Origin of the sequence: Gottfriedia sp. OAE603 (genome assembly GCF_040543965.1) — a bacterium.
Classification (GTDB): Bacteria; Bacillota; Bacilli; order Bacillales; family Bacillaceae_G; genus Gottfriedia; species Gottfriedia solisilvae.
In genome coordinates this window covers 1,838,287-1,852,376 of the sequence record NZ_JBEUNN010000001.1, presented here as the reverse complement: position 1 = coordinate 1,852,376, position 14,090 = coordinate 1,838,287, and the positions used below count along the sequence as shown (strand labels likewise).

The 14,090-nt window shown below is 33.0% G+C and carries 15 protein-coding genes and 1 pseudogene; all 16 read right to left on the bottom strand.

Features of this window, described 5'->3' with window-relative positions:
- Window positions 1-107: 107 nt before the first annotated feature.
- The 16 genes and pseudogenes from ABID96_RS09220 to ABID96_RS09145 all read right to left on the bottom strand — a co-directional run bounded on the left by ABID96_RS09220 (window position 108) and on the right by ABID96_RS09145 (window position 14,031).
- A complete protein-coding gene (locus ABID96_RS09220) occupies window positions 108-332 on the bottom strand; it encodes a helix-turn-helix domain-containing protein (protein WP_192601743.1) in 225 nt (74 codons plus the stop codon).
- A gap of 10 nt (window positions 333-342) precedes the next feature.
- Window positions 343-825, bottom strand: a complete 483-nt coding sequence (locus ABID96_RS09215) for a DUF2975 domain-containing protein (RefSeq protein ID WP_087998155.1) — start codon at window positions 823-825, stop codon at window positions 343-345.
- A gap of 209 nt (window positions 826-1,034) precedes the next feature.
- A complete protein-coding gene (locus ABID96_RS09210) occupies window positions 1,035-1,949 on the bottom strand; it encodes an aminoglycoside phosphotransferase family protein (RefSeq protein WP_192601742.1) in 915 nt (304 codons plus the stop codon).
- A 33-nt stretch (window positions 1,950-1,982) separates the two neighbouring features.
- Window positions 1,983-2,783, bottom strand: a complete 801-nt coding sequence (locus ABID96_RS09205) for an ABC transporter permease (RefSeq protein WP_192601741.1) — start codon at window positions 2,781-2,783, stop codon at window positions 1,983-1,985.
- A gap of 2 nt (window positions 2,784-2,785) precedes the next feature.
- Window positions 2,786-3,286 (bottom strand): ABC transporter permease, encoded by a 501-nt coding sequence (locus ABID96_RS09200; protein ID WP_377897053.1) that lies wholly within the window; start codon window positions 3,284-3,286, stop codon window positions 2,786-2,788.
- A complete protein-coding gene (locus tag ABID96_RS09195) occupies window positions 3,276-3,578 on the bottom strand; it encodes a hypothetical protein (RefSeq protein WP_377896818.1) in 303 nt (100 codons plus the stop codon). Before ABID96_RS09195 ends, ABID96_RS09200 begins: the two co-directional genes overlap by 11 nt.
- A complete protein-coding gene (locus tag ABID96_RS09190) occupies window positions 3,557-4,573 on the bottom strand; it encodes an ABC transporter ATP-binding protein (protein ID WP_192601739.1) in 1,017 nt (338 codons plus the stop codon). The genes ABID96_RS09195 and ABID96_RS09190 overlap by 22 nt, the downstream gene beginning before the upstream one ends.
- A 37-nt stretch (window positions 4,574-4,610) precedes the next feature.
- Entirely contained in the window at window positions 4,611-5,084 is a 474-nt protein-coding gene (locus tag ABID96_RS09185) for an NUDIX domain-containing protein (RefSeq protein ID WP_192601738.1), read from the bottom strand.
- Between the two features lie 124 nt (window positions 5,085-5,208).
- Window positions 5,209-6,408, bottom strand: a complete 1,200-nt coding sequence (locus ABID96_RS09180) for an acetylornithine transaminase (RefSeq protein WP_192601737.1) — start codon at window positions 6,406-6,408, stop codon at window positions 5,209-5,211.
- On the bottom strand, window positions 6,368-7,138 hold the full coding sequence (gene argB / locus ABID96_RS09175; protein ID WP_192601736.1) for an acetylglutamate kinase: 771 nt from the start codon (window positions 7,136-7,138) through the stop codon (window positions 6,368-6,370). Before argB ends, ABID96_RS09180 begins: the two co-directional genes overlap by 41 nt.
- Window positions 7,139-7,149: 11 nt before the next feature.
- Entirely contained in the window at window positions 7,150-8,373 is a 1,224-nt protein-coding gene (gene argJ / locus ABID96_RS09170) for a bifunctional ornithine acetyltransferase/N-acetylglutamate synthase (RefSeq protein WP_377896817.1), read from the bottom strand.
- A gap of 13 nt (window positions 8,374-8,386) precedes the next feature.
- Window positions 8,387-9,418, bottom strand: coding sequence for an N-acetyl-gamma-glutamyl-phosphate reductase (argC, locus tag ABID96_RS09165; RefSeq protein ID WP_192601735.1), 1,032 nt, complete (start codon window positions 9,416-9,418; stop codon window positions 8,387-8,389).
- A 187-nt stretch (window positions 9,419-9,605) separates the two neighbouring features.
- Window positions 9,606-10,826, bottom strand: a complete 1,221-nt coding sequence (locus tag ABID96_RS09160) for a phospholipase D-like domain-containing protein (RefSeq protein ID WP_377896816.1) — start codon at window positions 10,824-10,826, stop codon at window positions 9,606-9,608.
- Window positions 10,827-10,914: 88 nt separating this feature from the next.
- The gene (locus ABID96_RS09155) at window positions 10,915-11,685 is read right to left on the bottom strand and encodes a 3-hydroxyacyl-CoA dehydrogenase (RefSeq protein ID WP_192601734.1); all 771 of its coding nucleotides are present in this window, start codon (window positions 11,683-11,685) and stop codon (window positions 10,915-10,917) included.
- 18 nt (window positions 11,686-11,703) lie between these two features.
- Window positions 11,704-12,855, bottom strand: coding sequence for a thiolase family protein (locus tag ABID96_RS09150; RefSeq protein WP_192601733.1), 1,152 nt, complete (start codon window positions 12,853-12,855; stop codon window positions 11,704-11,706).
- Between the two features lie 26 nt (window positions 12,856-12,881).
- A pseudogene (locus ABID96_RS09145) lies at window positions 12,882-14,031 on the bottom strand (acyl-CoA dehydrogenase family protein).
- Window positions 14,032-14,090 lie beyond the last annotated feature (59 nt).

Here is a 14,090-nt window from a genome sequence, read left to right as displayed (position 1 = left end):
TTCCCTTATGAAACGCTTGGATAATATTATAATCCAAGCGTTTTAATTTTTTGTTCCAACGATAAACACTCTATTTTAAAAAATAAGTTATCCTAGAAGCAGTAATTCTAAGTATTTTCAGAATTCTCTTCAGTTTGATACTCTAAAATATCCCCGGGCTGACATTCTAATGATTTGCAAATTGCTTCTAAAGTTGAAAACCGAATTGCTTTCGCCTTGCCGTTTTTCAATATAGAAAGATTCGCCATCGTAATTCCAACTCTGTCTGCAAGTTCTGTAACACTCATTTTCCTCTTTGCTAGCATCACATCGATATTGATTATAATTGCCATATTATTCACCTCAGACTATTAAGTCATTTTCAGATTTTATATCTATGGCTTCTTGTAAAAGCCTCTGAAGAACTGCTGCAAATACTGCAATCACCATAGAAGCAAATATAATGACCAACCCAATTAATATGATACCTGGTGCATCGTCTTTCTCAGCGATGAGATAGTAGATTGGCATTCCTAATGCAATGATCGTACTAATTGCGATTGCACATGACTTTATATTTTTTAATGCACGTACAGATAATTCCGAGAACGCTTTGTTCTTATCAATATAAATTAACAATTTAAAAGCTTGAACTAGAGCAAAGTAAAAAGGAATCGCGCCAACATACAAATCTATAAAAACGAGATATTTGAGATAAGACATGTTTGGATACAATTCCACTGCAAATTTTGCGATTTCTGGCACCACAAATATACATAAAGCAAGAACTGGAATACCAATAAGAACGACCGCTATCTTTAAAAAGAGCGTTGACACTTGTTTCATAAAAGCACCTCACTTATTTATTTTCATTTTGAATTTACCATATAATTTATCGTTTCACAATAAATTTTTATTTATATTTATAACATTTTTATTGTTTGAAAATCAAATCGGTTTGTTTTTTGCATCTTCAAAAGTATAAAAAAAGGTGCCTCATTGTCATAAAATTGACTAATGAGACACTTTCATTTAGTGATTATCTTTAATTTGTTTCAATCCAAGTAATATTTAGAGTATAACTCTTTAAATACTAAAATTGCTTTATAAAAATGTTCATTATAAGTACCCTCATCTTCCAAAAACCAGCAAGTAGATAAAACTGCATGAGCAAATCCCCATAATAAAAGTCTTTTTTTATCTAATGCCAATTGATCAACAAGTAAATTAACTCTTTTGTCGATGACAGTATGGATATCTTTGTTTTCAAGGTTATTTAATAAAAATTGAATTGTATCGTATTCTCTTTCTCCAATTAAACCTTTTGGATCAATCGCCAACCATGTATCTTTACTTGTATGTAAAATATTATAATGATGTAAATCACCATGTAGTAAGTAAAGATCGGTTTGAGTATTTACAAGCTCTTTGAATATATCTACAGCTTCCTGAATTGTTTGGATCTTAATTGGACCGATTCCTTTTGGATTTTGCTGTGAAATCCTCATTATGCTATTTTGACGATGAATAATTGACTGCAAATTACTGTTTTTTGGAGCTAGTTTCCATAACTTTTTCATAATACTTGCTGCAATTAAAACTGCTTCGTCTTCATTTTTTATTGAAACCAAAGTTTCACCTGGAATCAATCTTTCTAAAATGAGTATTCCCTTTTCAAGATCGCTATCGATTAATGATACCATTCCTTTGCCATTAAATTCCTTCAATGCAGTAACTTCAGAAAGGAATTCTTCATTTGGAACAGTAAGCTTAATAACTAAATCTGTACCATCATCAGCTTTAACAGGAGCAACAAAGTTATACGATAAATCAAAAGGCGGCATAATTTTCATCTTCCATCGTTCTTCACAATGAGCAATTAAATGATCAAAATTTGCTAACCACTCCTCTCCTTTTTCCTTATGTATATCAGTAATTGCTTTGACAAATTTTGAAGGTAATTGAATCATACGTTCTCCTTTTTCGATTGATGCAATGCATGATTAATGACCAGTGCTTTCATAATGTTTTACACCAAAATTCCAAAACTTATATGCTACAACAAAACTAATAATTGCGATCAAAGGCGTAATAATTGCTAAAATGGAAACGCCATGCGCATCTAAAAAGTAATTTGCGGGATAAAACGCTGTAAATCCATATGGTATGATCCACGTAATTACTAAAGTAATTGATTTATGATAGATCGTTACTGGATAACGCGCAAATTCACTTAATCCGAAAACCGATACAACAATTGGCAAACTATCAACCATCCAAAACGAAAAAGTTATAAAAAATAAATTAATTGCTACAAATATCATTCCACTTGAAATGATAAATAGGATTAGCATACCGATTTCAGTAATCCCCCAATTTATTCCTATATGACTAGTAGAATAAAGTAATATAATAATTCCAATTATAAATTGACCAAAACCGTCTTGTTGAAACCGCTCTGAAATAACTTGAAATAATGGATTGACTGGTCTTAGTAAAAGTCTTTCGAAGTTACCAGACCGTATATATTGCCAACCTAATGTCCATAAGTTATCAAAAAAGATGTGATGAATCGATCTCCCTAAAAATGCGATCGCAAATATAAATAGGATTTCATAAAAAGTCCACCCTTTTAATACTTGAATATTGCTAAATATAATCTTCAAAAATATAATGCTAATTCCTTGTTGGATAATCGTTGAAAACATGCCGATCAAAAAATCTACTCGGTATTCAAGCATTACTTTTATATGTTTACTAGCATAATGGAGATATAGTTTGATATATCGTATAAAGTTTTTCATGACTAACCTCCAAATATTGTAATTTTACGAATGGCAATTGACCATAGGAATCGTAGCAGTGCATACATGCTAATTAACCAAAAAATTTGAAGTCCAATTGAATATATGATTTGATTTGTATCATGTATTTGACCAGTAAAAATAGCCGTAGGGATATATACCATTGCCTGAAATGGCAAGAATTGACTTACATCTTGGAACCAATTTGGAAATAAGCTTAACGGAATTAATGCCCCAGAGAAGAACTTAATAATTGCTTCCCTTAGGACTCTGACGCCCCAAACATTTACTGTCCAAAAGGCAACAATTCCAATCATTAAATCAATTTGAGCACCTATTAATACACCTAGTGCAAAGCTGATGATGAAGTATAAATAAATTAATATATTAGTAGGAAATGATAGCGATAAAAATAAGAAAGCGATTGCAATTATTGGCAATGTTGCACGGAAAAATGAACTGATTTTTGAACCTATATCTAATGCTATCATTTTATTTAACATATGATATGGTTTTAATAGCTCCAGAACGATACTTCCATCTTTTATTTGTCTTGCCAGACCATCTCCAACACCCCGATACATATTGTTCGATAATCATTGCTACGACGATATAGGTTAGCATTGACTGAAAACCGATTCCTTTAATTGATTCATTATTTTCATAGACTGCAAGCCAAAAATAATAAGTGATTAAAAGTCTTAAAATTGCCGAACAAGTTTCAGCCCAGTACCAAGCTGTATAGGCAGAATCTACCTTCATTTGTGATTTCGCTAGTTCCCAGTATTTGACCATGAACTAGCACCTCTTTCATATATCTCTTTCACAATTGCTTCAATCCCAGGTTCTGTTAATGTAAAATCCTGAATCGTATAATGTGACATGATTTCTTGAATAATATCTGTTGCGGATACGTTTGCACTATTGAATGCTAGAAGAAAACTATTTTGTTGTCCTTCAATTTTTTCTACCTTTATATGATTTGATAAATTACTTGGTAGTTGGAAATTTTGTTGCTTATCAATTTCGATTTGAATCATTCGGTTATAAGTAACACCTTTTTTTAATTGTTCTAACAGACCATCGAACATGATTGTCCCTTGATCGATCACAATAATTCGATTACATAATTCTTCAATATCTTGCATATCATGTGTCGTTAAAATAATGGTCGTTTTATATACACGGTTCATATCCTTAATAAACTGACGAATTTTTTCCTTTACAACAACATCTAATCCAATAGTAGGCTCATCAAGATATACTATTTTCGGATTATGTAGAAAGGCAGCCGCTAATTCACAACGCATTTTTTGACCTAAAGAAAGTTGTCTAACAGGAATATGTAATAACGGTTCTAAATCTAAGATTTCCTTAAATAATGCGATATTTTTCTGGTAATCTTGTTCAGATATCTCATAAACATGTTTTAATAACTCAAATGACTCTTGCACGGGAATATCCCAATATAGCTGTGTTCGTTGACCAAATACTGCACCAATTGTATAAGCGTTATTCATACGATCTTTATAAGGTACAATTCCATTTACAGTGATTGACCCTTCATCAGGTGTAAGCACACCACTAATCATTTTAATGGTTGTTGATTTCCCGGCCCCGTTTGAACCAATATAGCCAACAATTTCCCCTTCGCTAATATGGAAATTAATATCTTTTACAGCTGTTTTTATTTCATAAACGGGTTTAAACAAAGCTTTGATGAATCCTCTTAAACCAGGGTCCCTCTTTAGAATCCGGTAATGCTTCTTTAAATCCTTTACTTCAATCATACTGTCACCTACTTACCTTCTTGATATTGTAAAACTATTAAATTAGTTGTTCCTTTAAAGCATATTCCTCGATTAGTCGATTATTAACATATTGTCCTTTTGCATAATCAATAATGTATTCTTTGATATTTGGAAATAAAACAATATCGTTTAATTCAGATAAAGGAACCCATCGCACGCCTGATTGATTTGGGTCAGGATTAATTGGCATCGTAGGTTTTGATCCCTCTTTCAAATAACATCTGAACATTAAACTTAATCCGTGGGGTTCATGTGTTCGACCTGTCATATGTGGAGCATTTTCTGATACAAAAACAAGCTCGCCTACTTCAACTTCGACGCCAGCTTCCTCGAATGCTTCTCTTTTTACAGCGTCTACGATAGTTTCACCTGGTTCAGTTCCTCCAGCAGGCAAGTTAAAGTGAACCCCATCTTGGTCAGTAAACTCAATTAATAAAACTGAATCCTTTTCAATGATTAAAGCACAAGCTCTTACTCGAATATGATACATTTTCATCCCTCCAAATACAGTGGTTATTCCATTATGTTTGAATTTGGTAAAATTTTCAATATATTTTTACACGAACAGAAAAAAGGCTTGCAATGGCCTAAATGCCTTTACAAAGCCTGTTTAGTTATATAACCTGTTCCTTATTTATACAAAATTGTGCCATAACTTCTTTCAGATAGTAAACTGCTTCGTCTATTTCCTCGTAGGAAGTTGTTAATGGCGGCAATAATCTTAGTGTGTTAGGTCCTGCAGTTCCAACGATTAGTCCCTTCGCTAATAGCTGATCGACAAGTAGACTAACAAGTTGATTGCATTCGATCCCAATCATTAATCCTTTTCCACGTATGTCCTCTACAATTGGAAACTGTTCTTTGATTTCAGTTAACTTATTTTTTAAATAATCACCTTTTTCTTTTACAGTCGCCAAAAACTCTTTTTGATTGATAATATTTACTGTCTCATAAGCACTTGTCATTGCTAAATAGTTACCACCGAATGTCGATCCGTGTGACCCATATGAAAATGCAGATGCTAATTTTTTATCGCCAATTAAAGCACCGACTGGAATCCCATTCCCTAATCCTTTTGCTAACGTAATGATATCAGGCTTTAATGGTGTTTGTTCATAGGCAAACATTGTCCCTGTTCTGCCAATTCCGGTTTGTACTTCATCAACAATGAGTAATAGTTCATACTTTTCACAAAGAGCTGCAATGCCTTCAAAAAAGCCTTCTTCACCAACGATTACACCACCTTCACCTTGAATGACTTCTAAAATGATTGCACCTGTATTTTCAGTTATTTCTGCTTGAAGTGCCTCTAAATCATTAAATGGTACATAACTAAATCCATTCAACATTTCTCCGTAGCCTTCGTGAATTTTTGATTGACCAGTTGCAGCCATCGAACCGAACGTCCTTCCATGGAAGCTTTGTTTAAAGCTGATGATATGGGATTTCCCTGTATATTTTCGTGCTAATTTAATAGCAGCTTCATTTGCTTCAGTCCCGCTATTACAAAAAAATGCTAGAGCATTTTTAAAGGATTTACAAAGTAGTTTAGCTACTTCTTCTTGTTTATTGATTGTAAAAATGTTTGAAACATGCCAAAGTGATTCTATTTGATTATGTAATGCACTTACTATTTTTGGGTGACAATGACCTAAATTACAAACAGCAATTCCACTTAAAAAATCTAGATAATGTTTATTTTGATCATCAATTAAATAGGAACCATTTCCTTTTACAAAATGAATATCTTTTCTTTGGTAGGTTGGAAATAAATTACTCACTAAAAACAACTCCTTTTGTAAACACAGTTCCATTCATTGATCCATCTTCATTTAGAAAGTTTTCTCCCACAATCGCTACTGATTGCACTTCATCCAATGCTTCTAATGCACTTTGCACTTTCGGAATCATCCCGTCAGTAATTGTTTTACTTTCAATTAAGGCTTGAACTTGATCTTTCGTAATCTTTTCTATACTTTTACCTTCACTATTTAAAACGCCATTTGTATTCGTTACATAGCAAAGTACTTCAGCATTTAATGCTTTTGCAATACTTTTCGCAGCTAAGTCAGCATTAATATTATACTTTTGACCAATCTTATCAACACCAATTGGAGAGATGACAGGAAGATAATCATTTGTTAGTAGTAATTCTAGTAAAGTTGTATTTACATTCTCTACTTCTCCAACCCAACCTAATTTTCCTTTATCATATAATGAAGCTTCTAAAAGAAGATTGTCACAGCCTGAAAGCCCGATCGCAGATAAATTAAATTGATTACACATAATGACTAAATCTTTATTTGTTTTCCCATTCAACGCATATTCAACTACTTCTAAAACTTCATTTGATGTTTTACGAAGCCCGTCTTCCATCTCAACAGGAATTGAAAATTTTAATAGTAAATTATTAATTAATGGACCTCCACCGTGTACAATGATTACTTTTTTACCATTTCGTTGTAGTAGATTAATATGTTCAAAGAAAGTATTTGATAAACCTTGTATTAAACTCCCACCTAGTTTGATGACAACAATCCCCATATTCTTCCTCCTTACGTTCGATAACTAGCGTTTATTTTGACATAATCGTATGTTAAGTCGCAGCCCCATGCTGTTCCGCTTTCATTTCCATCATGTAAGTGAACATCGATATAGACAATTTCTGATTGTAAAGCCGCCTTGGCTTCAGCTTCATTAAACGCTACAGGTTTGCTATTATATAAAACTGTTACGCCATTTATTGAAATATCAATCTGATTATATTCCCCTTTTAGTCCACTATAACCAATTGCACCAATTATTCTTCCCCAATTTGCGTCTTCACCATAAACAGCCGTTTTAACTAAATTGGATCCTACAATTGTTTTTGCAATGATATTGGCCATTTTTGTGTTTGATGCGCCATTTACATTTACCTCAATTAGTTTTGTTGCTCCTTCACCATCTCTAGCAATTTTTTTCGCTAAATCCTCACAAACTAGTTGAAAAGCTGCTTCAAAGTTTTCCCAATCTGAATGATCTTCTGTTAAGGGTTCATGTTGGCTAGCACCATTGGCTAAAACTAGAACCATATCATTTGTAGACGTATCGCCATCTACTGTAATTTGATTAAACGTTTTATCAGTTACTTTTTTTAATAAACTTTGTAATACTTCTGAATTAATCGTTGCGTCCGTCGTAATAAACCCTAGCATAGTGGCCATGTTTGGATGAATCATGCCAGAGCCTTTTGCCGTACCAGCAATCGTAACAGTTTTCCCATTCACAAGAACTTCATAGCAAGTATGCTTTGAGACTGTATCAGTTGTTAATATAGCATTACCAAAGTTTTCACCATCTTCAGTTTGATTACCAATTGATAGTTTTTTGATGCCATTATTCATTTTTTCCATACTTAGGAATTCTCCAATTACACCTGTTGAAGCGATCCCAACTAAATGTTCTGGTAAATCAAAATGTTCTGCGCACCATAATCTCATTTGATAAGCATCATCTTCACCTTTTTTACCAGTACATGCATTTGCACAACCACTATTCACTAGCACGGCTTGAAGTGTATTGTTATACGCAATGCTTTGTTTCGTAATAGAAATCGGAGCAGCTGGGAATAAATTTTGCGTATATACAGCAGCCACTGACGATGGTTTATCAGAATATATGACGCCTAAATCCATTCTTTTATAACGAAATCCTGCATGAACACCAGAGGCAAAAAAACCTTTTGGCGTTGTGATTGTACCGTTAATTTTTTTAATTTTTTTCACTTTAGTTATCAATTCCACTCGCTCCTTATGGGAATATAGGCGTAAACGTTAAACCAGTTTCTTCTGGTAAACCAAGCATAATGTTCATATTTTGAATCGCCTGCCCTGCCGCTCCCTTTATTAAATTATCAATAACAGAAATTATAGTTATTCTGTTCGTTCGCTCATCAAATGCTGGATAGATATCACAAAAATTAGATCCATAAACATCCTTTGTACATGGAATTGAATCTCTTATTCTAATAAAATATGAATCTTTATACATTTCTTTATACAACGCTTGTAATTCCTTATTAGAAATCATTTCTCTTGCAGTTGAATATACTGTGGCCATTATTCCCCTAGTCATTGGGGCTAAATGGGGAGTGAACGTTATATAATTTTCTTTCTGATTGATCATTGATAAGAATTGTTCAATTTCAGGAATGTGTTGATGATCATGAATTTTATACGCTGTGAAATTATCATTTCTATTTGTAAAATGAGTAACTTCATTTGAACCCTTTCCAGCCCCTGATATGCCTGATTTTGCATCAATAATAATTGAATTTTCAACAATTAGGTTTTCCTTTAAAAGAGGAGCAATTGCTAATATTGAAGCAGTTGGATAACATCCTGGATTGGCGATAAAATTTGATGTTTTTATCTCTTCTTTATTCCATTCTGCCAACCCATATGTAAAATTAGATGTCTTAGAAAAACAAGGATGATTCGATTTATACCATTTATTGTATTTCTGCTCTTCTTTCAAGCGAAAATCACCTGAAAGATCAATAATTTTCACATTTTCATCACTTATATTCATAACAATTTCACTACTAACGCCATGTGGAGTGGCTAAAAAAATGATATGATTCTCGTTTATCGATTGATTTGAAACCCATTTCTGTATTGGCCCTTTCACAATCGATTTTAAATGAGGGTAAATATCAGATATGTCATTAGCATTACTTGTCAATGCATAAAAATTCAATTCTTCTATATTAGGATGCATATGTAGTATACGAATCAATTCAAGACCACTATAACCACTTGCACCTACAATACCTACTTTCATCTTTTTTCCCCTTTGATTTAAATTTATATTTTTCATTATAATTATGAATAAATATAAAATCAATTGAATTTTTATTAATTTTAAAAAATAAAAAAGATTAACCATTTTAAATGATTAATCAATTAGTATTATTTTTATATATTCAATTATGTGATATAAAGAACATTTCAAAATAAAATTTTCATTTTTATAAATAAAACTCCACTATATTCGCTATTCGTTCCTTCATACGGTCTTTCCAGGATCTGTTATTTAGATATGCCTCAGTGATTTGGAATGATTGATTAAATTCATTTAGTAGTTTTGGTTCAACTGATTTAATAAATTCTTGATCATAAATATAACAATTTATTTCATCTGTTAAATGAAATGAGCGAGAATCAAAATTTGTCGTTCCAATCATAAGTAGAGAATCATCAATTTTCATTACCTTACCGTGAAATATGCCTGGTTTATACCCATAAACTTGAATACCTTGCTTGATTGCTTGTCTGATATATTTTATTGCTGCTTGCTCAACTAAGATCGCATCAGATTTATGGGAATATAAAATTTTGACATCTACTCCTCTTTTTGACGCTTCGAGTAAAGTATCCCAAATCACTTTATTATTTGGGATAAAGTAAGGTGAGAATATCGTAATCGATTGTTTAGCATTTTTAAATAGTTTTACATATTCATCTTGAATGCCAAGTTTCGTATATGAAACGAATTGGTGTTCACTTTTACCGATTGTAGAAGTTATATTCATAGGGCTAATTTTTTGCGGTGAGTTCCTTCTCCAATCAGTGACAAATTGATCCTCCAACCCTTTCACACCGTTACCAACAAGACGAAGCTGTACATCTTCCCAATGCTTTAGTTTCTTATTTTCACTGATATACTTCTTCCCTATATTGAAGCCACCAATATAACCGATTTCACCATCAATAATTGTCATTCTACGATGGTTTCTATGATTGAATGATGAAAAAAAGTAATTAAGTGTCGGTTCATTAAAATATGTAAAGTGGACACCATGTGCCTTTAATTCTTTTTTTTCTTTGTTCGATAATAATAATCCACCTAGTCGATCGACACCATAGTAAACTGGTATCCCTTCATCACTTTTCTCTTTTAAAATATCTAAAAATTGATGAGAGATTGCATCATTGGAAACTGAAAAAAAGTATATATGTACAGCTTGTTTTGCATTTTGAATATCGGTAAATAATTGCCTATAAAATTTTTTACCATTCGTATAAACTGATAAATCACTATTACCAATTGGATACTTTACTGGTTTGTCTGCATTTATATTTTTCTTCATTGCGAAATGCATTTCAATTTCATGTAATGCCAGTAATATGATTAGTAAACTAAAAATTGTTAACAATAAAACTTTCAAAAATCTAAATAACTTTTTCATCAAATTCCTCTAATCTTTTACAGGATATAAAGTATTTTTTGAAAAAATTGGTTATATTATCCAAAGATTTTTTATTTCTTTCTAATGTTTACTTCGGTTGCATTCTAATTGCACCATCTAGTCTGATTACTTCACCATTTAACATTGGATTTTCAATGATACTTTTCGCTAAATGAGCATATTCCGATGGTTTACCAAGACGCGAAGGAAATGGAACCATATTACCTAATGATTCTCTTGCTTTTTCTGGTAAAACATCAAACATTGGTGTTTCAAATATACCAGGTGCAATACTCATAACTCTTATGCCATATCTTGCTAATTCCCTAGCAATAGGTAAAGTCATACCAACAACACCTGCTTTTGATGCACTGTAGGCTGCCTGACCAATTTGTCCATCAAATGCTGCAACAGAGGCTGTATTAATAATAATACCTCTTTCACCAAATTCATTTGGCTCGTTTTGGTTCATATAATCACTTACTAATCGGATTGCATTAAATGTTCCGACTAAGTTAACATTGATGATTTTTTGAAATGAATCAAGTGCATGAATTCCCTCTTTTTTGATGACCTTTTCACCAATTACAATACCTGCACAATTTACTAATGTATTAACTGGGCCAAAGTCACTTTGGATTTTCTCGATGGCTGCTCGAATACTTTCCTCTGAAGTGACGTCTGTTTTCACAAATAAAACATGTTCCGCACCCAATTTTTCAATCAACTGATTTGCTCTTTCCTCAGATAAATCAAAAATAACAGCTTTACCACCATTTTCTACAATTGTTGTGACAGTTGCCTCACCTAAACCAGAAGCTCCACCAGTCACAATTGCTCGACAGTCTTGTATTTTCATTTCAATTCCTCCATTCTATTAATCTAATCTTTCAATAATTGTTGCATTTGCCATTCCGTGACCTTCACAAATTGCTTGTAGGCCAAATCTACCACCTGTTTTTTCAAGTGCATTACATAAAGTAACCATTACCCTTGCTCCACTCGCACCTAATGGATGTCCTAGTGCAATTGCGCCTCCAAACATATTTAGCTTTTCAAATGGAACTTTGAATTCCTTTTGCCACACTAATGGCACTGTCGCAAATGCTTCGTTTATTTCAAATAGATCAATTTGATCGATTGTTAAACCACTTTTTTGAAGCACCTTACTTGTAGCCTGTATTGGTCCAGTTAACATTAAAGTTGGATCTGACCCTACAACAGATCTGCCAATAATTCTAAATTTAGGTTTAAACCCTAACGCCAATGCTTTTTCTTTACTCATAAGTAATAAACCTGCTGCGCCATCACTAATTTGACTCGCGTTACCAGCAGTAATAGATCCATCTTCTTTGAATACCGGTTTTAAAGTTCCTAGTTTTTCAACTGAAGAGTTTTCTCTTGGACCTTCATCTTTCATAACTGTAACCATTTCATTTTCTTTATCTTTTACATCAACAGGAATGATTTCACTTTCAAAATAGCCTTTATTTTGTGCTTTCAAGGCTTTTTGATGACTATTAAAAGCAAATTCATCCTGTTCTTCACGACTTACATTCCATTTCTCATTCATTCTTTCAGCAGAAATTCCTTGATTGAATACACCAAACTTTTCTTCTAATTTTTCATTCCAATTTGAACCTTTTAAATTAGAAAACATCGGTACACGAGTCATACTTTCAACACCAGCTGCGATGACGATATCCATATCACCACTTAAAATTGCTTGTGATGCAAAGTGCACCGCTTGTTGACTTGATCCACATTGACGATCAATCGTTACACCTGGAACTTCAATCGGTAGACCTGCTACTAATGATGCGACTCTCGCTATATCCCCAGCTTGTTCGCCAACTTGCGTAACGCAACCCATAATTACATCATCTATTTCTTTTTGATTAAATTCGTTTCTAGTTACAAGCTCTTTCAATACTAATGCAGCTAAATCATCGGATCTTGTTTCACTAAAGATCCCGCCTCTTTTTCCAATTGGTGTTCTCAGTGCGTCAACAATCACTACTTCTCTCATCATTTTTCTCCTTTATATCGTAATGTTTAGTTTAATCCCATATTTTTTGCGATGATCGTTTTCATTATTTCATTTGTTCCAGCGTAAATAGACATAACTTGAATGTCTCTAAAACGTCTAGCAATCTCGTATTCTTCCATATAACCATATCCACCATGTAATTGTAGGCATTCTGAAGCAACTTTTTTGCCTAAATCAGTGATCCACCACTTTGCCATGGATACTTGCTTCACAATATCTTTACCTTCCATATGTTCCATAATAAGACGCTCAATAAAAGTCCGACCGATTTCAATTTCAGTTGCTAGCTCTACTAGCTTAAATTGCGTGTTTTGAAATTGTCCGATTGACTTTCCAAATGCTTTTCTATTTTTAACATACTCAGTAGTAACTTTCACCATTTCTTCGGATGAAACTAAAGCTTCTAGTGCTACAACTAAACGTTCCTGCTGTAATTTATCCATTAGATAATAAAAACCTTTTCCTTCTTCACCTAAAAGATTTGTTAACTGGAACTTTTGCATCTTGGAAAATTAATTCTGCAGTGTCTTGACTATGAAGTCCTACTTTATTTAATTTTTTACCTCTTGAAAATCCAATTGTATCCTTTTCGACTACTAGTAAGCTGATTCCTTTATATGCAGGCTGAATTGAAGTATCTGTTTTTACTGCAATGATAACTAAATCCGAATGAATCCCATTTGTGATAAATGTTTTTTCACCATTAACTATATAGTGATCACCTTGTTTAATGGCAGTCGTTTTTATATTAGCTAAGTCAGATCCAGCTCCTGGTTCTGTCATCGCTATTGCAGTTATATATTCCCCTGAAATACATTTTGGAAGCCATTCCTTTTTTTGTTGGTCATTACCATACGCGTCGATATAAGGAACAACAATATCATTATGAAGAGAAACGCCAACTAAACTTGATCCGACCTTTTCCAGTTCTTCGATAATGATTACGGAGTAGCCAAAGTCAGTGTTTAAACCACCATATTCTTCATCAATATATGGACAAAGGAAACCTTCATTACCTAATTTTAGCCAGAATTCCCTTGGGACTATCCGATTTGCTTCCCACTCTTCGTAATATGGTACCGCTTCTTTTTGTAAAAATTTTCTAAGAGACGTGCGAAAGATTTCATGCTCTCTTGTTAAGTAAAATTGTTTCATAAAATAGCCTCCTATTCAAAAGTAAAAGTAAAACGCTTACATTACACAAAATACTAAAT